The following is a 20,781-nucleotide window of genomic DNA, read 5'->3' on the forward strand; positions in this document are numbered from 1 at the left end:
GCCATGTTCCTGGGCCTGTTCGACACATTGAAACGCCACGGCGTACCGGTATCGCTTCGCGAACTGCTCGATCTGCATGCCGCCGTCGAGCGTGGCGTGGTGTTCGCCGATCTCGAAGGTTTCTACCAGGTCGCGCGCGCCATCCTGGTCAAGGATGAACGCCACTATGACCGCTTCGATCGCGCCTTCTCGGCGTGGTTCGAAGGCATCGAAGCGCTGGATGCGGCTATCGAGGCGTTGATTCCCGAGGACTGGCTGCGCCGGGAATTCGAAAAATCGCTGAGCGAAGAAGAGAAAGCCCAGATCGAGTCGCTGGGTGGCCTCGAGAAGCTGATCGAAACCTTCAAGCAACGCCTGGACGAACAGAAAGAACGCCATGCCGGCGGTAACAAGTGGATCGGTACCGGCGGTACCAGCCCCTTCGGCGCCTACGGCTACAATCCCGAGGGGATTCGTATCGGCCAGGATGGCTCTCGCCATCGGCGAGCGGTGAAGGTCTGGGATGAGCGCCGCTTCCGTGATTATGACGACGATCTTGAACTTGGCACTCGCAATATCAAGATGGCCTTGCGTCGATTGCGCAAGTTCGCCCGCCAGGGCGCTGCGGAAGAGTTCGATATCGACGCCACCATCGATGCCACCGCCCGTGATGGTGGGATGCTGAATGTGCGCATGCGCCCCGAGCGTCACAATGCGGTGAAGGTCCTGCTCTTCCTGGATGCCGGGGGGTCGATGGATGATCACGTCCAGGTCTGCGAGGAGCTGTTCTCGGCGGCGCGAAGCGAGTTCAAGCATCTTGAGCACTTTTACTTTCATAACTGCCTGTATGAAGGCGTATGGAAGAACAACCGTCGCCGTCACGACGAGCGCATACCGACTCAAGAGGTGCTGCGCACCTATGGTAGCGATTACCAGGTCGTGGTGGTTGGCGACGCCGCCATGTCACCCTACGAGATCACCCATCCCGGCGGTAGCGTGGAACATTTCAACCAGGAAGCCGGCGGCGTCTGGCTCAAGCGCCTTGTAGATGCCTTTCCGCATCTGGTGTGGCTCAACCCGATGCCCGAACAACGCTGGGACTACACCCATTCGACCCAACTGATCCGCGACCTGATCGAAGATCGCATGTACCCGATGACCCTCGCCGGGCTGGAAGCGGCAATGCGCGAATTGGCGCGCTGATCGGCTGAGTCTTCCAGCGGCGTCTTGTCCAAGCCTGTCATGCCCACTATACTGTTTATTTATACAGTACCCGTAACCAACTAGCGGATAACCACGTATTCGCAATAGCCCTATTGCGCTATTATCATGAAAAATAACCTTTGAAGGCTATCGTTCCGACAGCCTCAGGCAGGTAAGTCATGCAGCGAATCGCCGTACTCACCGGCGACCTTGTCGACTCACGCAAGGCCAGCGATCCGAAGCGACTCTTTGAGGTACTCGATACCGCGCTCGATGCGGTCGCCGATCGTTTCGGTGGCCGCGGCGAACGCTATCGGGGCGACGGTTTTCAACTCGCCCTGCCCCAGGCAGGGCACGCGATGCAGGCCGCTATTCTGTTGCGGGCGGCACTGATTCGGCACTCCGAAGCCGATCAGCGCTGGGATGCACGCATCGCCGTGGCGGTGGGAGACGACGACTGGCAGCATGACGCGCCGATCGCGGAAGCGACCGGCAAGCCATTCGTACATTCGGGCCGTCAGCTGGATGCCCTCGATTCACGACAGGCACAGCTGGCCATTGAGTTGGTCGATGAAGCCGACGACAGAGGCTTGAATCTACTGACCCGTTTCGCCGATGAGCTGGTGGCCGGCTGGTCTCATTATTCGGCAGAAGTCGTCTATTGCACGTTATGGCATGCCGAGTCGCAGCACGCCCTGGCCGAACGGCTCGGCATCAGCCAGCCTAGTGTTCACAAGCGCCTGCGCTCGGCCCGTTGGCCGCTGCTTTCCGATTATCTCGATTACGTGCAGCACCGCATCGAGGCCCCCCATGAATGATCTTTCGCTATTGCTCGGCTTGCTGCTGGTTCACTTGATCGGCGATTTCCTGCTCCAGCCGGTGCGCTGGGTCGAGGCGCGATACCGACAGAAGGCACGGGCCGGCGCCCTTTATCTGCATGCCGGCATACACGGCGTCCTGGCCCTGGCCGTATTGCTGCTGGCCGACCCTGACAGACCGCTGCAAGCCACACTGCTTGCAATCGCCATTGCGGCGAGCCATGCCATGATCGACTTGGGCAAATCCTATCTTCCCAGCCAGCAGTTGCGCTGGTTCCTGCTCGACCAGGCACTGCATGCCCTGGTGATACTGGGCGTATGGCTTGCCTGGCAAGGCAGCTGGGGGGCACTGGCCCAGTTTTCACACTGGCTGTTTACACCCCCCGTGCTTGCCGTCGTCATGGCCTACTTGCTGGTCACTCGCCCCCTGTCGATCGTGATGGCCCTCGCCATGCAGCGCTGGAGCCAGGAAATCGACAATCCCGGTACGTTGATTGCTGCCGGTGCGCGAATCGGCATGGCCGAGCGGGTCCTGGTACTGACCCTGGTGCTGCTTGACCAACTGACCGCCATCGGTTTCCTGTTGGCAGCCAAATCGGTGCTGCGCTTTGGCGAGCTGCGTGGCAGTCAGGATCGCAAGCTCACCGAGTACGTGCTCATGGGCACCCTGCTGAGTGTGTCGATTGCCATGGTACTGGGGTTACTGGTACGCCTGGTGGCGGTAGCGCCTTAAGGGATGGCACTAGCCTGAGTTGAGTGTCATCGAAAAAAGACTGTGTCGCTGCTAATGTGCCGTTCTTGCTCAGCCTGGCCAGCCTAGAGGAGGAATCGATGCCAGACCTTCGTGTTTTCGCCTGCCAGGGGCAGCACATCGCGCCCTACCTCGACGACCTGGCCCAATTACGCATCGAGGTATTCCGCGATTACCCCTATCTGTATGACGGCTCCTACGATTATGAGACCGATTATCTCCGGCGCTATGCCGAATGCCCGCGCAGCCTGTTCGTTCTGGCAGTCCAGGGCGAGCAAGTCGTCGGGGCGGCGACTGGCATGCCCTTGGCGGATGAAGTCGAAGCGTTTCGGACCCCATTCGAACAAGCCGGTTACGCTATCGATTCAATCTTCTACTACGGCGAATCGGTACTGCAGCGCGATCAACGAGGCCAGGGTATCGGGAAGGCGTTCATGGCAGAGCGGGAGCGGCATGCGCGAGGCGAAGGCTTTGACACCGTGGCCTTCTGTGCCGTGCAGCGCCCCGATGACCACCCTCGTCGGCCTGTCGGGTACCAGCCTCTTGATGGCTTCTGGCATGCTCAGGGCTACCGTCGCGTTCCGGCGCTGCAAACCCGTTTTGCGTGGAAGGATCTAGACGATACCCATGAAACTTATAAGCCGATGATGTTCTGGCTCAAGGAGCTCAGCCAATGACCGACGCCTCTCGGGTGATCACCGTGGCGACAGCCCAGTACCCCATCGATGCCTTCGCAAGCTTCGATGATTTCAAGGCCAAGGCTTCGCGCTGGGTACATGACGCCGTCGCTCGCGGCGCGCAATTGCTGGTGTTTCCCGAATACGGTGCCATCGAGCTGGCCTCCTTACTACCCGATGACATACAGGACGACCTGGAAGCGCAGCTCCACGCGATGCAGCCGCTACGCGAGCCGTTCGTCAAGGTATGGCGTGAGCTTGCCGAGACGCATGGCGTCACCCTGCTCGCGCCTTCTCTACCGTGGCAGGTCGAGGATGGACGCTTCGTCAATCGCGCCTGGCTGATGACGCCGAACGGAAGCGTCGACTATCAGGACAAGCAGATCATGACGCGCTTCGAGAATGACGAATGGGGAATCTCCTCGGGCGAAGGCCTGAAGATCTTCGATACCCCGGTCGGCCGCCTCGGGGTGTTGATCTGCTACGACAGCGAGTTTCCCGAACTGGCTCGGGCGCTGGCGGAAGCCGATGTCGACCTGTTGCTGGTGCCCAGTTGCACGGATACCGAAGCCGGCTATTACCGGGTTCGCCATTCCTGCCAGGCCCGAGCCATCGAACAACAGATCGCGGTGGTTCACTCCCCCACGGTCGGCGAGGCCTTATGGTCGCCTGCCGTGGATATCAATGTCGGACATGCCGCTATCTATACCCCCTGCGACCATGGCCTGCCGGCCAATGGTGTGCTGTGCATGAGCCAGGACGCCACGCCCGGCTGGCAGGTCGCCCGCCTCGATCTCGATCAGATCCGGCGCTTGCGCAGCCATGGCCAGGTCAATAACTATGCCGATTGGTCGCTCCAGCCCGCGCGGCTTAACCTGGCGATCGAACGTGTCACGTTCTAACCATGCCAGTGATGCGATGGCAGGCCCCGCATTGGCGTGAGCGCTTTTGCCGCCGACGGGGCTTGGCCGTACAATGCCTCAAACGCCACGTGCCGCTACGCCGTGGCCTCGCCACTCAATGATTTTGCGAAGGGAACGCCGGACTCATGCGCGCCAGTGAACTGCTGATCTCCACCCTGAAGGAAACGCCTGCCGATGCCGAAGTCGTCAGCCATCAGCTGATGCTGCGGGCCGGCATGATCCGTCGTCTGACCTCGGGGCTGTATACCTGGCTGCCGATCGGCCTACGCACCCTGCGCAAGGTGGAACGCATCGTGCGCGAGGAAATGGACCGTGCCGGTGCCCAGGAAGTATTGATGCCCGCCGTCCAACCGGCCGAGCTGTGGCAGGAATCCGGCCGCTGGGAGCAATACGGCCCTGAACTGCTGCGTCTCAAGGATCGCCACGACCGTGATTACTGCGTGGGCCCGACCCACGAGGAAGTCATCACCGACCTGATCCGCCGCGAGATCAACAGCTACAAGCAGTTGCCGTCCAACTTCTATCAGATCCAGACCAAGTTTCGAGACGAAATTCGTCCGCGCTTCGGGGTGATGCGCTCGCGCGAGTTCATCATGAAGGATGCCTACTCCTTCCATATCGATGAAGCCTCGCTACTCGAGACGTACCAGACGATGTATGACACCTATGTGCGTATCTTCACGCGACTGGGGCTCGATTTCCGTCCCGTGCTGGCCGACAACGGCTCGATCGGCGGTACCGGCTCTCACGAGTTCCACGTACTGGCCGACTCCGGCGAGGACGATATCGTCTTTTCCAACGCATCCGACTACGCAGCCAACATCGAGAAGGCCGAAGCCCTGCCGGCCCCGCTGGGTTCACAGCCCGAGCGTGCCGCGCCCGGCGAGGAGTTGCGTCTGATCGAGACCCCCGATGCCAAGACCATAGCCGCACTGGTCCAGCAGCACGGCCTGCCCATCGAGAAGACCATCAAGACATTGATGGTGCATGCCTCGGAAGGCGGTCTGGTTGCGCTGCTGATTCGTGGCGATCATGAGCTCAACGAGGTCAAGGCGGAGAACCTGGATGCCGTCGCAGCACCGCTGACCATGGCCAGCGAAGAGGAAATTCGCGCCGCTGTCGGTGCCGGCCCTGGCTCGCTGGGTCCCGTCAACCTCGACATGCCGATCATCATCGACCGCAGCGTGGCCCTGATGAGCGACTTCGGCGCCGGCGCCAATATCGACGGCAAGCACTATTTCGGCATCAATTGGGAGCGTGACGTGGCCCTGCCCCGGGTCGCCGATCTTCGCAAGGTGGTCGAGGGCGACCCCTCGCCGGATGGCCAGGGCACCCTGTCCATCAAGCGTGGGATCGAAGTCGGTCATGTGTTCCAGTTGGGCAGGAAGTATTCCGAAGCGATGAACGCCACGGTCCTCGACGATAACGGCAAGGCAACCCACCCCTGGATGGGCTGCTACGGCATCGGTGTGACCCGTGTGGTGGCGGCGGCCATCGAGCAGAACCATGACGATGGCGGCATCATCTGGCCCAACGCCATCGCCCCGTTCCAGGTCATGATCGTGCCGATGAACGCGCACAAGTCGGAACGCGTGCGTGAAACCGGCGAACGGCTCCACGCCGAACTGACCGCAGCCGGGCTGGATGTATTGCTGGATGACCGCGATCTGCGCCCGGGCGTCAAGTTCGCCGACCAGGAGTTGATGGGGATTCCCCATCGCCTGGTGATCGGCGATCGCAGCCTCGACAACGGCGAACTCGAATACAAGGGACGCCGCGACAGCGAGGCGACCATGGTTCCCGCCGATAGTATCGTCGACTTCCTGTGTGAGAAGGCGTCGCACTGATTGGGCGGCCGCCTGTCTGGCGGCCTGCCTGACCCTACCCGTCCCGGGAGTGGCGCAAGCTTCGGCCCTGCACGATACGCTCGAGCATGTGCTCGAGCTGGCCGTCACTCCAGAGGCGATCTGGCACTCGCGCCAGTGGCTCAACGCGATGGAGCCCCGCCTGGCGCGATTTGTCCCTGACCCTGCCGAGCGTCAGCATCTTCTGCGCAACATCCATCAGGAAGCCCAACTGGCCGGATTGGCACCGGGAATCGTGCTGGCCGTCATCCAGGTCGAAAGCGCCTTCAAGTCTGACGCGGTCTCGTCTGCCGGTGCCCAGGGGTTGATGCAGGTCATGCCGTTCTGGGTCGCCGAACTCGGCCGCCCCGCCGACGACCTGTTCGATCCCCGGCTCAACCTGCGCTACGGCTGCACGATACTCGCTCACTACTTGGCCGTGGAGGGCGGCGACCTGACACGGGCCCTGGCGCGTTACAACGGTAGTCGCGGACAGACCTGGTATCCCGAACGCGTGTTGCAGGCCTGGACCCGGCAATGGTGGGTAGGCCAATGAACGCAGCTGATAGACAGACATAAAAATGCCGGCCCGAAGGCCGGCTAGCGGGGGCAGAGCCCCCTCCCCTGACGACTTGGTGGACAGCGACGTCTAGCGTCGCCCTCCGAATTCTGAATCAATGCCGCGGCTTGTTCTTGCGCTTGGCATCGCGTACCACGAAGGCGATCCATCCGCCCATGAAAGCGATCATCATGGCGACGGTCACCAGACCGAAAATCACTGCGTCATCCCAGTACATGGCTCGTCTCCCCTCGCCCTGATGTGATGAGTCCAATGTACCCATCAGCGGCCGGTCAAATCGTGACCTGGATCAAAATCGCTCATGCGCAGCGGATATGGCGCGACAGGACTTGATCCAGATCAGATTTCGAGGGGGCATCGGCTCAGATCAGCTTGCGATCTTCCACTTGTGAATGATCGGTATCCGGCGGGAGGGGGTGGCCCTTGGCCAGCTCGGCACGTGTGGCGTCGCGAACCTCGAGCACGTCCAACCGATAGCTCAGCGTTTCGCCCGCCAGGGGATGATTGGTATCCACCGTGACGCGATCGCCATCGATGGCAACGATCGTCACGATCTCAGGTCCCGCGTCGCCCTGGGTCTGGAAGCGCATGCCGGGCGCCAGCCGATCTGAGGGGAAGGCATCACGGCCGACCTGCTGAACGCGTGCCTCGTCACGCTCGCCGTACGCCTCGTGGGGCGTCAGGGTCACGTCGAGCACCGCGTCCTCGGGTTGACCATCCAGCGCGCGTTCAAGACCGGCCACGATATTGTCGTGACCATGCAGGTACTCGAGGGGCGTGTCTCGCGACCGGGAGTCATCCAGGACGTTACCTCGCGCGTCCTGCAGAAGGTAATGAAGGGTCACGACCCGTTGGGGGGCGATGTTCATGCAATCTCCATAGCGGCTCGGCCAGCGGGTGCTAATCCCGCCGACGCAATTGAGAAATGGGTAATTCGAGTCGCTGTTGCTTGTGCAGCATATTGAGCAAAACGATGGCACGCGCCTCGCCTTTTTGATCGGCGAAGACGGCCTGTAGATCACGAAACGGTCCTTCGGTGATTTCCACTGGCTCGCCCGCTCGGAAATAGACGTTCGTCGCTTCGCGGTGTTCGCCCGCCGGATGCTCTCGCAGAGTCTCGACCAGGGCATCGGCGACCGCCACGGGCTCCTGCCCGAAGGTGACGAGCTTCAGCACGCCGCGCGTGGAACGAATCGGACGCCAGTTGCTGGCCAGGCGATCCAGGCGTATGAACAGGTAATAGGGAAAAAGCGGTTCCGGTACCCAAACCAGTTTCTGACGTCGCTTGTGTTGTACTTCGAGAATGGGATGCAGGACCTCATAGCCCTGATTACCCAGGTTCTCGGCAGCGCGAAACGACTCCCCGCCCTTGCATTGAATGACATACCAACGGGGGATGGCATTCGCTTCCCGTTCGTCATCGAGAAAGTCGTTGAATTGCTCGCTCATGTCGTCCCCGAAATTTATTACCTACATCCCGCCCGTAGGCTGGTTTACCGCCCACTGCTCTGCAACAATCGACGCGCCCGGCCTCTCGGCATCGCAACGGCGCCATCCGATTACACGACCCAGGAAGACGTCATGCACGTGGACCCTCAAGTTTATCAGTCATCCTCCCAGCCTGTCCGGCCCGTGAGATTCTCACCGTTCTATCTTGCCCAACCCACACAGGAGGCCGCATGAAGTCACCGGAACCACAGCGCAGTTGGCGCAGCGCAGTGGGCATCTACCTGAAGCCCACGGTGATCACCATGCTGTTCCTGGGGTTTTCGGCAGGCCTGCCTTTCCTGCTGGTGTTCTCGACCCTATCGGCATGGCTGCGCAGCGATGGGGTCGAGGTCGCGGCAATCGGCTTCTTTGCCTGGATCGGCATGCTCTATTCGATCAAGTTCTTCTGGGCGCCGGTCGTCGATCGGCTGGCGTTGCCGATATTGACCCGGCGTTTGGGCCAGCGACGGGGTTGGATGCTGTTTGCCCAGGCTTTGATCGCTACGGGTCTGGTGGCTCTATCGACACTCGAGCCGCAGCAGAACCTGTGGTGGGTAGCGTTGTTCGCGCTGCTGGTGGCCTTCGGCTCAGCCACGCAGGATATTGCCATCGATGCCTTTCGAATCGAGTCGGCGGAGGACGATGTTCAGGCCGCCATGGCCTCGACCTATATCATCGGCTACCGCGGCGGCCTGCTGGCGGCCGGCGCGGGCGCGCTCTATGTCGCCTCGCTGGCATCATGGGAAGCAGCCTACCTATGCATGGCGGCCCTGGTCGGTGTCGGTGCGATCACCGTGCTGCTGCGCCCCGAACCAAAACGGCTCTCGCTCACCATACAACTGATCCACGAACCTCGCGTTCGTCAGTTCGTGCGCGCCAGCCGGGGTAAGCCCCGTGTTCTGCGGCGCCTGGGGGCCTGGGTGATTGGCGCCATCGTCTGCCCGTTCACGGATTTTTTCACCCGCCACCGCAGCAAGGCCCTATGGCTGTTGATCTTCGTGGCGGTATTTCGTATCAGCGATTTGGCCATGGCATCGATGGCCAACCCGCTATACATCGACCTGGGCTTCTCTCTCTCCACGATAGCCAGCGTCACCAATATCTTCGGTATCGCCATGAGTATTGGCGGGGGGATCCTTGGCGGCCTGTTGACGGTGCGCTATGGCGTCGGCCCGATCCTGATCCTGGGTGCCGCAGCTGCGACCCTGACCAACCTACTCTTCGCCGCCCTGGCGCTGGCGGGCGAAAGCCTGCCGCTGCTGGTCCTGGCCATCATTGGCGATAACCTCGCCAACGGGCTGGCCAGTGCCGTCTTCATCGCATTCCTGTCGAGCCTGACCTCGCGTGCCTATACCGCCACGCAGTATGCGCTGTTCTCCTCGCTGATGACGCTACCGGGCAAGTTCTTGAGCGGGTTCGGTGGGATGGTCGTGGCCGCCGAAGGCTACGCCACGTTTTTCCTGATCTCGACCCTGCTGGGGGTGCCGGCCATCCTGCTGGCCTGGTGGGTCAGCCGGGACCCCAACCTGGCGGCGACGCGGCCCGTTCGCGCCTCTTGAGTTCGCAAGGTTGGCATCTTGACGCGCCTGACCCGTCAATGACGGGTCAGCTGGTTACGCTGCTCGCAGAGCCAAGCCAGCGCATTGCGCGTGTTGGTCCACTGATCGCGCATCAGGATGCGGTATTGCCACGCCTCGGCACGGCTACCGGTTTCGGGGACATCTCCCATGCTGTTGGCCGACCGCGGGTTTTCGGCACACAGCATATCGAGGATATGGGGGTTCAACGTGCTCGCCTCCCTGAGGGCCTGGCTCGCCTCATCGCGACGCTCCAGCCGAAACAGGGCCAGGGCCTGGCCCATCAGCAAGCCAAGTAGCGGCGTATCGCCGGTCTGCTGGCTGACCTCCAGGGCGCGTTCATCGCGACCTTCACGCAACAGTTGATCCAGCACCAGCTCACGCAGCCCGAGGCTATCCTGTGCGTCAAGCACCAACAGCCGCTCGGCCAGTTGGCGGGAGCGTTCGCGGGCGCCCCGCTCCATACCGACGACCAGTGCCAGGCCGGTGCGCAGCAAGATAGCGTTATCGGCCACATCCCAGACAAACGCCCCCTCGCCCTGCCCTTCGAGTTGCGTCAACCAGCGCTCGAGGCGCATCGCCAACGGTTCAAACAGGCTGGGCGCCATCCACGGCAAACTGCCGAAACGACTGGTCAGTGCCAACGTCAGAGACTGCACGACCTGAGGCGAGTCCAACCACTCCGGGTGAGAACACAATGCACCCAGCCATTCACCGCCATGGGGCCAGGGGTCGGCTTCGAACCCCATTGCGGCATCCTCGTCGATCAGCACCTGGAAATGCTCTTGCCAGGCGGCGAACAGCGTATCTTCACGCGCTGTGGTGTGATACTCGAGCTGGCCCTTCGCATTGCGGCGAAAATCGAGCACCGGTGCCGTAGGCATCGCCTCGAGCAGTGCCTGCAGCGATGCCAATGGCTCGGCGAGATCCTCTTCGGAATTGACCATCTGCTCGGCCAGGGTGGCGCCTGGGTTCTCGGCAAGTTCGGCCAGGAACGCCAGTTGTTCGGGCTCCAGATCGCCCTGCCTAGCCAAGCGGCGGAACCAGAAACGGGCCCGCTCGGCAGCCTCCTCGGTGTTGCCTTCATGCAGCAGCAGCATGGCCTCGATGTAGGCCAGGGTCGGCGAATCCGGCAGGGCCTGCTGGGCGCGCACGAAGGTTTCGCGGGCACTGGCCAGGTCGTCAGCGTCGAGGTGCATCAGACACAGTCGCTCGAGGGCCACGCCGCGCAGGAACAGCGGCCCATGGTCGAGCACCTCGTCGAGCAAGGCTGTACGCTTGCGGTGAAAGCCACGCTCTTGATACAGATCGATCAACAGTTCGAATGCGGGCTCGGCCTGCTCCGGCAAGCGCGACCAATCGCCCGTCGCAAACAGCGCTTCGAGGATCGACTGGGCGCGCCCTCGCTGATCGCTTTCGGCGGCAATCAGGCCAGCCTCAAGTAGTGCCTGGGCTGGGGCGCGACCGCTGGCCAGGGCCGCCTTGAGCGTGCTCCCTTTCCAGTCACGCAGGGACAGCATCCACATCAGGTGATCCGGGATCGGGCCTGGCAACGTGACCGCCCCGCAGCACTGCTTGGTCTTGCGCCCCGAATCGCACCAGCAGGGCTCGTTACGCCCCGGACGCGCCAAAGGCTCGCAGGCGAAATCCAATCGTTCGAGGGGTGTCTGGGACCAGATCTCCGGTGCCAGGGCCTGGGCCATGGCGAGATCGTTACCCAGGATGTTCTTGCCCCGCGCTCGCGTCCACCCCATGAACGCCGGGTAGTGTTCGTCCTCGCGAATCGCTTCCAGCGCCCCAGTGGCAAATCCCAGCAATTGTTCCACCCATGCCGCCAGCATCGCGTTCTCCGCCACCTGAAATCGATCCAGTTTACCATGACGGCGCCCCGTCGCTCACCCGCAGGGGACAGGTTCCCGCCTGTCAGGTACACATGCCCTGATGAGCCTCCCCCTGGCGACAACCCGCCAATACTGTAAGAATATCCACTTTCGTCCTGGGGATGCGAGATGCGCTTGATCATTGCCGAAAAGCCCAGCCTGGCCCGGGCCATCGCCGACGCCCTGCCGGGGTCGTCACGCCGTGAAGAGGGGGCCCTGGTCGCGGGCGACACGACCGTGACCTGGTGCCTGGGACATCTGCTCGAGCAGGCCCCACCCGATGCCTACGATCCGGCCTACAAGCAATGGCGGCTCGACCATCTCCCGATCCTGCCCCAGCGCTGGAGACTGATTCCCCGACCCAAGGCGCGAGGCCAGTTGGGCGTGATTCGCCGCTTGCTCAAGCAGGCCGATCAGGTCGTTCATGCGGGGGACCCCGATCGCGAGGGACAATTGCTGGTTCAGGAGGTGATCGAAGAGCTCGGCTGGAAGGGCCCGGTATCGCGGCTGTTGGTCAGCGACCTGAACCGCCCCGCCGTTGCCAAGGCCCTGGCGCAACTCGAGGACAATGCCCGCTATCGGCCGCTTTATCTTGCCGCTGAGGCGCGCTCGCGTGCCGATTGGCTGTATGGCATCAATCTCTCCCGCGCCTGGACACTGGTGGGGCGCCAGGCCGGCCATGACGGCGTACTTTCGGTAGGCCGGGTGCAGACCCCGGTGCTCGGCCTGATCGTGCGACGCGATGCGGAAATAGCCGCTTTCGTGCCACGCCCTTTTTATGTGCTTTGGGCCGACCTCGCCACCGAACATGGACAATTGAGGGCCTGGTGGCAGCCCGGCGAACGGCATCGCCTTGACGAGCAGGGCCGGTTGCTCGAGCGCGCTCCGGCCGAGCTTATTGCCGCCCAGCTTCCCGGCGCCGAAGGGCATCTCGCCAAACTCGAGACTCAGCACAAGCGACAGGCGGCCCCATTGCCCTACTCGCTATCGGCGCTGCAGGTCGACGCCGCGCGGCGCTACAAGCTCTCGGCCAAGGGCGTGCTCGATGCCTGCCAGAGCCTGTACGAGCGGCATAAGCTGATCACGTACCCGCGCAGCGATTGTCGATACCTGCCCGAGGCGCATTTCGCCCTGGCCCGCAAGACACTGCAAAGTGCCTGCAGCGGTGACGCCACGCTCCAGGCGTGGTGCGAAGGGGCGGATTTCACGCGGCGCAGCAAAGCCTGGAACGATAAGCAGGTCGGGGCGCACCACGCCCTATCGCCCACCGGCACCCGGGCCGACATGTCACGGCTGACGTCTGCCGAAGCCCAGGTCTTCCAATTGATCGCTCGCAACGTGTTGGCGCAGTTCTATCCCGCGCTGAGCTACCACGAGGTCAAGGCCGAGTTCGAGCTCGTCGGAGAAGTATTTCGCGCCCAGGGGCGCGCCATCATCGAGCCGGGCTGGAAACCGCTGTTTACCACACGCGACGAGCCGGCGCCTTTACCGCCATTGACCCAGGGCGAGACCGCACGCGTACTCGATCAGGGGGTCGAAGACCGCGAAACCCGTCCCCCCGAGCCGTTCACCGATGCCAGCTTGATCAAGGCAATGATGAACATCGCGCGCTACGTCGAGGACCCGGCCGTCAAGCGCACTCTGCGCGATACGGACGGCTTGGGGACCGAAGCGACTCGCGCTGGCATCATCGAGACCTTGCTCGACCGGGGCTATCTGGTAAGACAGCAAAGTGCGTTGCGTGCCACACGGACGGGCCATGCCTTGATCCAGGCGCTTCCCGAGGCCGCCAGCCGCCCGGAACGAACCGCCTTGTGGGAACAGACGCTCACCGCCATTGCCGAGCAAGGCGACGCCCCCGCCGCGTTTCTCGACGGCCTGATTGCCGATCTACGCGATCTGCTAGCAGCGGCCGATGCCCAGCGAATGCGCGACGCCCTTGGCTCCGCCCAAGGTGTCGAGCCGACCGCCCGCAAGCGTTCGGGCACCAAAGGGCGACGCTCCGGCACACGCTCAAAAAGTACAGGCGGCAAACCAGGCTCCAGACGTCGTCGCACAGCCAAGGCGCCCTCATGAGTCATTGGATCGTCGGCCCGGGTGCCTTGGGACGTATGCTTGCCGTCTACCTGGCGGGAAAGCTCGACGTGAGCCTGCTGGGACGGCGCGCCCCACCGTCCAGCATTACGCTGACGACCCCAGCGGGTGAGCGGCTGACCCGCCAGGTGAGCGTCGGCACGCTCGGCCCGGGCCCCTTGACCACGGATCTATCCACACTCGACGTCATCCATCTGACGACCAAGGCCTACGCGGCCGAAGCCGCCGTCGGTCAGCTGTTGGCGGGGCTAGAGACCTCGCCTCCCCTGGTACTGTGGCAGAACGGCTATGGGGTTCAGGAGACACTTACTCGTCATTGGCCCGGCCCGGTGGTCTGTGCCTCCACCTCCGAGGGCGCCTATCTCGAAGAGCCAAGCCTGGCGACCGTGACGCATGCCGGCCACGGGCAGACGTTCCTCGGCCACCTCGATGGAGAATATACTGATTTCGCGTTTCACCTGGCCGAGACGCTGACGTCGGTGGGGCTGCCTAGCCTGTCGGTCGCTGACATGCGGCAGCGCCTATGGCACAAACTGGCCGTGAATGCAGCGATCAATCCCCTGGTTGCACGCTATCGCATTCGCAACGGCGAACTCCGGGAGCGCCAATACCGTCCCATGGTCGACGCCGTGATCGAAGAAGTGACGAGACTGCTCGACGCCGAAGCGATCCTGGCCCCGGCAGAAGGGTTGCACGCTCGCGTATGGCAGGTGATCGAAGGAACAGCCAACAATCGGGCCTCGATGCTTCAGGACGTGCTGGTCGGTCGCCCAACCGAGCGTGAAGCGATACTGGGACCGCTGCTTGATGCTGCCAGGCGGCATCAGTTGCCCTGCCCGACGCTGGAGGCCCTGGATCGCTCGCTCTCCCAACTGTCATGACCACCAACTGGGTTGGGGGCACCTGGCCAAGGCTTGGGCCTAGCCTTGCCTATTCAGCCAGGCTGAGACCCAGGCCCAAAAGCCCCAAGGTAGCGAGTATCGTGGCCACGTTAGCGCCCAGAATTGGCGTGAGCGGCGCGTAGGCCTTCACCGTTTGTGACAGCGCTCGTGCGACCCAGAGCGCTCCGGGAAGCGGTATGAGCGCCAGGCCGGCCGATAGGAGCAAACCTTCCATCATTATGGCCACAGCAATGATCGAGTAAGCCGACACGAGCAGCACCACAACGCCCTGCGCTGCAACACGAGCGCCATGGGCGATCGCTAGATGCCGACGCCCTACGCTGCGGTCGGCCTCGATATCCGGTAGTTGATTAAGCAGCAGCAATTCGCTGGCCAGGCACATCACCACCACGGCCACCACCACGACGGCAGGATCCAGCTTGCCTCCCAGCGCCAGTACGCTACCGAGAAGCATGACGGGACCAAAGCCCACACCCGGTGCCAAGAGGCACACCCAGGGCGAGCGTGTTGCCCAGCGGGTGTAACCCATGACCAATGCCATGCCGACACCCCCTAAGCCAAGCAGAGCCAGCCCTTGGCGTTTTATGAAGAAAACCCCGATAACGGCCGTCAGTACAACACAGCCATACGCCGAGACCGCCACATACGACGCGGCCTGGGGACGGGTTGGCAATGCCCCGCTACCGCCCGAGAATCGCGTTCGTGCGGTCCGTAGATCGAGACCAGAGCGGAAATCCTCGTATTCATTGAGGAGGTTGACGGCAGCATGCGCCAGGAGGGCTCCGGTAAGCACCAAGGCGCTTTCGAGAAAGCCTGGCCTAACCCCTTGGCCTTGTGCCAGAACAATTCCCAGCCAAGCACACAGCAGCGACAGGATGAGAAAGTTAGGGCGGCTCGCACGCAACAGGGCAATACCGGTAATGGATTTACAATTCATCGAGATGCTTTCCGGTTCATGAGCAAGACCAAAGCGATATAAGAAACCGCTCACTTATATCTTGACCTGGCAGCGGCCTCAGGGCGTATGCTCTATAGTCCGACACGGCGGTTGCCGTATCTCCGTCACAAAGACGTTAACCCTGCCTACCGGGAGTCATGACCATGGGCCTTAGAATTGGCGATATCGCTCCGGACTTCACCGCAGAAACCACCCAAGGCACCTTGAATTTCCACGAGTGGATTGGTGATAGCTGGTGCATTCTGTTCTCCCATCCGAAGGATTTCACGCCGGTCTGCACCACGGAGCTGGGCTATATGGCCAAGCTCAAGCCCGAGTTCGACAAGCGCGATACCAAGATCATCGGTCTCTCCATCGATGCCGTGGACAATCACGCCTCGTGGGCCAAGGACATCGAAGAGACCCAGGGCACCGCACCCAATTACCCGATGATCGGCGATACCCAGCTTGAAGTCGCCAAGCTTTACGACATGCTGCCAGCCGATCTCGAAGCGACTGCAGAGGGACGCACTCCCGCTGACAATGCCACGGTTCGTGCCGTCTTTATCATCGGGCCGGACAAGAAGATCAAGGCCATGCTCATCTACCCGATGACCTCAGGCCGTGACTTCAACGAAGTGTTGCGTCTGCTCGACTCGGTGCAACTGTCGCTCAAGCACACTGTCGCCACGCCGGTAAACTGGCAACCGGGCGACGATGTCATCATTCCACCGTCCGTGAGCGATGATGATGCCCGCCAAAAGTATCCTGAAGGATTCACGACGCTCAAGCCTTACCTGCGTACGGTCAAGCAGCCCTCGTGATCTGATCCTGGCATGAACTGGCTGCTCGAACAGGAGCCCTGGATTCGCCTTGGCGGTTTTACCGGTGTGTTGGCCGCCCTGGCGATCTGGGAAATCCTGGCGCCACGACGATCCTTAAGCATCAGCAAGCCCTACCGCTGGTTCAATAACCTGGGTATCGTCGCCCTCGATACCCTGGCGGTTCGGCTGATCTTTCCCACGGCCGCCGTGGGGGTGGCGCTGCTCGCGGAAACGCGGGAATGGGGATTCTGGCATCTCCTGGAGTTCCCCTTCTGGCTCAAGGTCGTCCTGAGCATGATCGTGCTCGACTTCACCATCTGGGCCCAACACGTCATGTTTCATGCCGTGCCTGCTCTATGGCGGTTACATCGTATGCATCATGCCGACCTGGATTTCGACGTTACTACAGGGCTGCGCTTCCATCCCCTGGAAATCGTGCTCTCGATGGTTATCAAGGCGGGCGTGATTCTCATGCTCGGCGCACCCGCCGTTGCGGTACTGTTGTTCGAGGTACTGCTCAACGCCACTTCGATGTTCAACCACAGTAATGTGCGCCTCCCCAGGCATATCGACCGTGTCGTGCGTTGGCTCGTCGTCACGCCGGATATGCATCGTGTGCACCATTCCTGGCATCCCAACGAAACCAACAGCAACTTCGGTTTCAACCTGCCCTGGTGGGACCGCCTGCTCGGGACTTACCAGGGGCAGCCGCGTGAGGGGCATGAATCCATGACCTTGGGGCTTAACCTGTTTCGCGATCCCGCTGCATCACGCCTCGATCGATTGCTGATTCAACCCATGATCGGACCGACTCACAGCTATCCTATCAATCAACGCGAACCCACCGACACGAAACCCACCGAACGTAGCAAATAGATACCCTCCGATACGTGAAACTCAACGGCGTTGCTGGTAGTCAACGCACACACTTGCTAGGTTAAGGCGATATAATCAAGTACGCAGGTAGGCAGGTTCATCAACATGCCGCACTTCATCCGTTCTTTTACGTGGCTGGCCATCACTTCGACGACTCTGTTGGCAAGCCACGCTGTCTCGGCAAGTGAGTTCGAATTCGAGCGCGAGACCGCCCTCCCTATTTATGCCGCCAAGGATTCCGAGATCATCGCACAGGACAGTGGCATTACTGTGGAAGGCGCAGGCCTTGCTTCTCCCGATGGCTATACCTCGGGCTTTCGAGTCACTGCCGGCATGAGCCCTCACAATTTCCCTCATTTGGATTTCGGGGCCGAATTCGCCTATCGCGAAAGTGACGATGTACCCAGCTCGATGGGCCGACACAGCGTTATCGTGGATACCGTCACCATGGGCGGTGCCCTGGTTGCAGGTCTTCGGTTAGGACGCTTTGGTGTCTATGCCAAGTCAGGATTTGCCGAATGGGAGGGCAACGCCGTCACCCATGCCGAAGGCATGGAAAGGGAAACCGGCGGCACCAGTCGTGTACAGGGGCTAGGCGCCCGAATGCAGTTTCGGCGTTTGGTCAGTCGCCTGGAATACGAGGAAATTTCAGCACCCAGCATGGCGCATCTGAATCTCATCACCGCCTCGATTCATTTCCCCTTCTGATACCTTGCCGGCGATTCCCTCGCCAAGCGAACCGGCCGGCTTTACAGCCGGCCTTCCCAGGGCCAATGGCTTATCCGGTGTTGCGCAGCCCTGCGGCTATCCCGGCCATGGTTACCATTAGAGCCCGTGACAGTTCCGGACTGATCGCCCCATCGGCATCGCGATTGCGCTGCAGCAGTTCCGCCTGCAGCCCATGCAAGGGGTCGATGTAGGGGTTACGCACCTCGATGGCCTGGCGAATCAAAGGCGTCTCCTCAAGCAGTGCCGGTTGGTCCAGTATCTCCAGCAATACCTGCTGCAACCTGACGAACCGATCGCGTAAATCCTGGCCGAGCTCCTGTAAGGCGGGCTCATCGACCAGACGGTGCTCATAGTAGGCCGTGATCTCGACGTCCCCCTTGGCCAGCAACATCTCCAGCATGTCCAGGTAGGTGCCGAAGAACGGCCATTGCTCACGCATTTCACGAAGACGCGCAAGCCCCCCTTCTTCAGCGAGTCGCGTCGTGAACGCGTCACCGCTACCGAGCCAGGCAGGAAGCATGAGCCGCGTCTGCGTCCAGGCGAAAATCCAGGGAATGGCTCGCAGTGTCTCGACACCGCCGTCCTGACGCCGCTTGGTGGGACGCGAACCCAAAGGCAACCGACCCAATGCCCCTTCGGGGGTGACCGCCCGAAAGTACGGGACGAAATCGGGATTCTCACGGACCACACTGACATAGCCACGATGCGCGATGTCGGCAAGACGATCCATCTCTTCTCGCCACTCGGGCTGGGGTGCCGGCGGTGGCAGTAGCGTCGCCTCGAGTACCGCACAGGTATAGATTTCCATCGAGCGCAGCGCAATGTCCGGCTGGCCAAACTTGAAACGAATCATCTCGCCCTGTTCGGTAACCCGCAGGCTGCCATTCACCGAGCCGGGAGGCTGGGACAGGATGGCCGCATGGGCCGGGCCGCCGCCACGGCCTACCGTGCCGCCTCGACCATGGAAAAGCGTCAGATCGACCCCGTGCGACTGGCATACCTGTACCAGGGTTTCCTGCGCTCGGTATTGCGCCCAGGCTGCCGCCAGCTGGCCGGCATCCTTGGCCGAATCGGAGTAACCGATCATCACCTCCTGGCCGTCACCGGCCAGTTGCCGATACCCCGGCAAGGCCAGCAGTCGGTCGATGACGCCACCGGCACGGTTGAGATCGTCGAGTGTCTCGAATAGCGGTGCAATGGGTAGCCTGACATCGCCCCCCACTTCCTTCATCAACAGGGCCACTGCCAACACATCGGAGGGTTGTCCGGCCATCGAGATGATGTAGGTTCCCAGTGCCTCTGGCTGCTCGCGGGCAATGACTCGGAAGGTATCGATCACTTCCCGGGTTTCGGTAGAGCACTCCCAGCGCCGGGGAATCAACGGCCGCGGCGATTCGAGTTCGGAAAGCAGGAATTCCTGCCGCTTCTCCTCGTCCCAGGTCTGGTAATGGCCCACCCCCAGGAAACTGGTGAGCTCATCGAATACCTGCGTATGACGCGACGATTCCTGACGAATGTCGAGCTTGGTCAGGCTGACCCCGAATACGGCAACGCGACGCAGTGTATCGAGCAGCGCCCCATTGGCAATGGTGTCCAGGCCAACATCGCATAGCGAACGGTAGCAGGTGAGCAACGGCGCGTAGAGCTGGTCGCGACTTTCGATGATCGGCCCACCCTCGTACGGTCGGTCGTCCAGGCAGGCCTTGGCCCAGTCGCGAGTGGCCTCGACCCGCGTCGACAAGCGCTTGAGCAGGACCCGATAGGGCTCCGCTTCATCGCCCACTTCGGCACGCAAGGCGCTATTTGCCTTCCACATCGAGAGCTCGGACTTCAACTGGTCCAGGTCCCTGAGGTAGAGGTCCGCGGCCATCCAGCGTCCCAGCAACAGGACTTCCCGGGTCACCTTCGCCGTGACGTTGGGGTTGCCGTCGCGGTCGCCGCCCATCCACGACGCAAAACGCAGTGGCGCGGCATCCAGCGGCAGTCGCTCGCCGGCCTTTTCGAGTAGCAGGGTATCGAGATCACGGTGGAAATCAGGCACGGCCTGCCATAGTGAGTTTTCGATCACCGCAAAGCCCCACTTGGCTTCATCGACGGGCGTGGGACGCTCGTGCCGAATCTCGTCGGTATGCCACGCCTGGCTGATCAACTCCTCGAGGCGGCTATATACACGGTCGACCTTCTCGGGGTAATCCAGTGATGATTCGAGCGCCGTAAGGCACTCATCGACGGCATCGTATTTCTGGATCAACGTACGTCGGATGACTTCGGTGGGATGGGCGGTGAGCACCAGCTCGACACGCATGGCGGCGAGGGTCTCGACCAATTGACGCGGTGACGTACCCTCACGCTGGGCACGCTCGAGTAATTCCCCCAGCACGGGCTGGGAGCCGGGCTTGTAGTCCTCCACCCGACGAAAGCGCGCCCGATAATGTTGTTCGGCAATGTTGGCCAGATTGAGAAATTGGTTGAATGCCCGAGTGACCGGAAGAAGTTCGCTATCAGGGAGACGGCGCAAGTACTCGATCAGCTCGCGGCGCGCCTTCTGGTCCCCCTGTCGTCCGCGCTTGGCGTAGTCGCGTATCATCTCGATCTTGTCGACGAACCCCATCCCCTGGTCATCACCAATGGTACGTCCGAGGCTGTCGCCAAGAATGCGTACATTGTCTCGCAGGGATTCGTGCAGGTCATGACTCATG

19 protein-coding genes are annotated in these 20,781 nt (G+C 61.8%); 13 read left to right on the plus strand and 6 right to left on the minus strand.

The window, feature by feature from the left end; translation table 11 throughout:
- Positions 1-3: 3 nt before the first annotated feature.
- The 7 genes from JH15_RS02285 to JH15_RS02315 all read left to right on the plus strand — a co-directional run bounded on the left by JH15_RS02285 (position 4) and on the right by JH15_RS02315 (position 6,751).
- Entirely contained in the window at positions 4-1,182 is a 1,179-nt protein-coding gene (locus JH15_RS02285; protein WP_043526584.1) for a vWA domain-containing protein, read from the plus strand.
- Positions 1,183-1,361: 179 nt separating this feature from the next.
- Positions 1,362-2,000 (plus strand): hypothetical protein, encoded by a 639-nt coding sequence (locus JH15_RS02290; protein ID WP_043526585.1) that lies wholly within the window; start codon positions 1,362-1,364, stop codon positions 1,998-2,000.
- On the plus strand, positions 1,993-2,733 hold the full coding sequence (locus JH15_RS02295) for a DUF3307 domain-containing protein (protein ID WP_043526586.1): 741 nt from the start codon (positions 1,993-1,995) through the stop codon (positions 2,731-2,733). Before JH15_RS02290 ends, JH15_RS02295 begins: the two co-directional genes overlap by 8 nt.
- A 98-nt stretch (positions 2,734-2,831) precedes the next feature.
- A complete protein-coding gene (locus JH15_RS02300) occupies positions 2,832-3,428 on the plus strand; it encodes a GNAT family N-acetyltransferase (RefSeq protein ID WP_043526588.1) in 597 nt (198 codons plus the stop codon).
- On the plus strand, positions 3,425-4,330 hold the full coding sequence (locus JH15_RS02305) for a carbon-nitrogen hydrolase family protein (protein WP_043526591.1): 906 nt from the start codon (positions 3,425-3,427) through the stop codon (positions 4,328-4,330). Before JH15_RS02300 ends, JH15_RS02305 begins: the two co-directional genes overlap by 4 nt.
- 146 nt (positions 4,331-4,476) lie before the next feature.
- The gene (locus JH15_RS02310; RefSeq protein ID WP_043526594.1) at positions 4,477-6,198 is read left to right on the plus strand and encodes a proline--tRNA ligase; all 1,722 of its coding nucleotides are present in this window, start codon (positions 4,477-4,479) and stop codon (positions 6,196-6,198) included.
- Positions 6,179-6,751: a transglycosylase SLT domain-containing protein gene (locus JH15_RS02315; RefSeq protein ID WP_422730545.1), complete on the plus strand. Its 573-nt coding sequence runs from the start codon at positions 6,179-6,181 to the stop codon at positions 6,749-6,751. Before JH15_RS02310 ends, JH15_RS02315 begins: the two co-directional genes overlap by 20 nt.
- 118 nt (positions 6,752-6,869) lie before the next feature.
- Here JH15_RS02315 and ccoM read toward each other — a convergent pair whose 3' ends face one another.
- The 3 genes from ccoM to rfaH all read right to left on the minus strand — a co-directional run bounded on the left by ccoM (position 6,870) and on the right by rfaH (position 8,224).
- Positions 6,870-6,992 (minus strand): cytochrome c oxidase subunit CcoM, encoded by a 123-nt coding sequence (ccoM, locus tag JH15_RS18430; protein WP_269319769.1) that lies wholly within the window; start codon positions 6,990-6,992, stop codon positions 6,870-6,872.
- Between the two features lie 145 nt (positions 6,993-7,137).
- Positions 7,138-7,644, minus strand: a complete 507-nt coding sequence (locus JH15_RS02320) for an FKBP-type peptidyl-prolyl cis-trans isomerase (protein ID WP_043526596.1) — start codon at positions 7,642-7,644, stop codon at positions 7,138-7,140.
- Between the two features lie 31 nt (positions 7,645-7,675).
- Positions 7,676-8,224, minus strand: coding sequence for a transcription/translation regulatory transformer protein RfaH (gene rfaH / locus JH15_RS02325; RefSeq protein ID WP_043526598.1), 549 nt, complete (start codon positions 8,222-8,224; stop codon positions 7,676-7,678).
- A gap of 230 nt (positions 8,225-8,454) precedes the next feature.
- Between rfaH and JH15_RS02330 the strand changes: the two genes are divergently transcribed.
- Positions 8,455-9,822, plus strand: coding sequence for an AmpG family muropeptide MFS transporter (locus tag JH15_RS02330; RefSeq protein WP_043526600.1), 1,368 nt, complete (start codon positions 8,455-8,457; stop codon positions 9,820-9,822).
- Between the two features lie 35 nt (positions 9,823-9,857).
- Here JH15_RS02330 and JH15_RS02335 read toward each other — a convergent pair whose 3' ends face one another.
- Positions 9,858-11,681, minus strand: coding sequence for an SEC-C domain-containing protein (locus tag JH15_RS02335; RefSeq protein ID WP_043526603.1), 1,824 nt, complete (start codon positions 11,679-11,681; stop codon positions 9,858-9,860).
- Positions 11,682-11,849: 168 nt separating this feature from the next.
- Between JH15_RS02335 and JH15_RS02340 the strand changes: the two genes are divergently transcribed.
- Together JH15_RS02340 and JH15_RS02345 are read left to right on the plus strand one after the other, a co-directional pair.
- Positions 11,850-13,796, plus strand: coding sequence for a DNA topoisomerase III (locus JH15_RS02340; protein WP_043526606.1), 1,947 nt, complete (start codon positions 11,850-11,852; stop codon positions 13,794-13,796).
- Positions 13,793-14,695, plus strand: coding sequence for a ketopantoate reductase family protein (locus tag JH15_RS02345; protein WP_043526609.1), 903 nt, complete (start codon positions 13,793-13,795; stop codon positions 14,693-14,695). The genes JH15_RS02340 and JH15_RS02345 overlap by 4 nt, the downstream gene beginning before the upstream one ends.
- 49 nt (positions 14,696-14,744) lie before the next feature.
- Here the strand turns inward: JH15_RS02345 and JH15_RS02350 are convergent, their stop codons facing one another.
- Positions 14,745-15,653: a prenyltransferase gene (locus JH15_RS02350; RefSeq protein ID WP_043526612.1), complete on the minus strand. Its 909-nt coding sequence runs from the start codon at positions 15,651-15,653 to the stop codon at positions 14,745-14,747.
- A 164-nt stretch (positions 15,654-15,817) separates the two neighbouring features.
- Between JH15_RS02350 and JH15_RS02355 the strand changes: the two genes are divergently transcribed.
- The 3 genes from JH15_RS02355 (at position 15,818) to JH15_RS02365 (ending at position 18,061) form a co-directional block, all read left to right on the plus strand.
- Positions 15,818-16,477: a peroxiredoxin gene (locus JH15_RS02355; protein ID WP_043526614.1), complete on the plus strand. Its 660-nt coding sequence runs from the start codon at positions 15,818-15,820 to the stop codon at positions 16,475-16,477.
- 12 nt (positions 16,478-16,489) lie between these two features.
- Positions 16,490-17,353, plus strand: a complete 864-nt coding sequence (locus JH15_RS02360; RefSeq protein WP_043526618.1) for a sterol desaturase family protein — start codon at positions 16,490-16,492, stop codon at positions 17,351-17,353.
- A 105-nt stretch (positions 17,354-17,458) separates the two neighbouring features.
- Positions 17,459-18,061 carry a hypothetical protein gene (locus JH15_RS02365; RefSeq protein ID WP_052383859.1) on the plus strand — a complete coding sequence of 201 codons (603 nt, stop codon included), beginning with the start codon at positions 17,459-17,461 and terminating at the stop codon, positions 18,059-18,061.
- A 70-nt stretch (positions 18,062-18,131) separates the two neighbouring features.
- Here JH15_RS02365 and ppc read toward each other — a convergent pair whose 3' ends face one another.
- Positions 18,132-20,780: a phosphoenolpyruvate carboxylase gene (ppc, locus tag JH15_RS02370; RefSeq protein WP_043526621.1), complete on the minus strand. Its 2,649-nt coding sequence runs from the start codon at positions 20,778-20,780 to the stop codon at positions 18,132-18,134.
- Position 20,781: the final 1 nt, after the last annotated feature.

It is taken from the genome of Litchfieldella xinjiangensis (genome assembly GCF_000759345.1).
In the GTDB taxonomy this organism is placed as follows: domain Bacteria; phylum Pseudomonadota; class Gammaproteobacteria; order Pseudomonadales; family Halomonadaceae; genus Litchfieldella_A; species Litchfieldella_A xinjiangensis.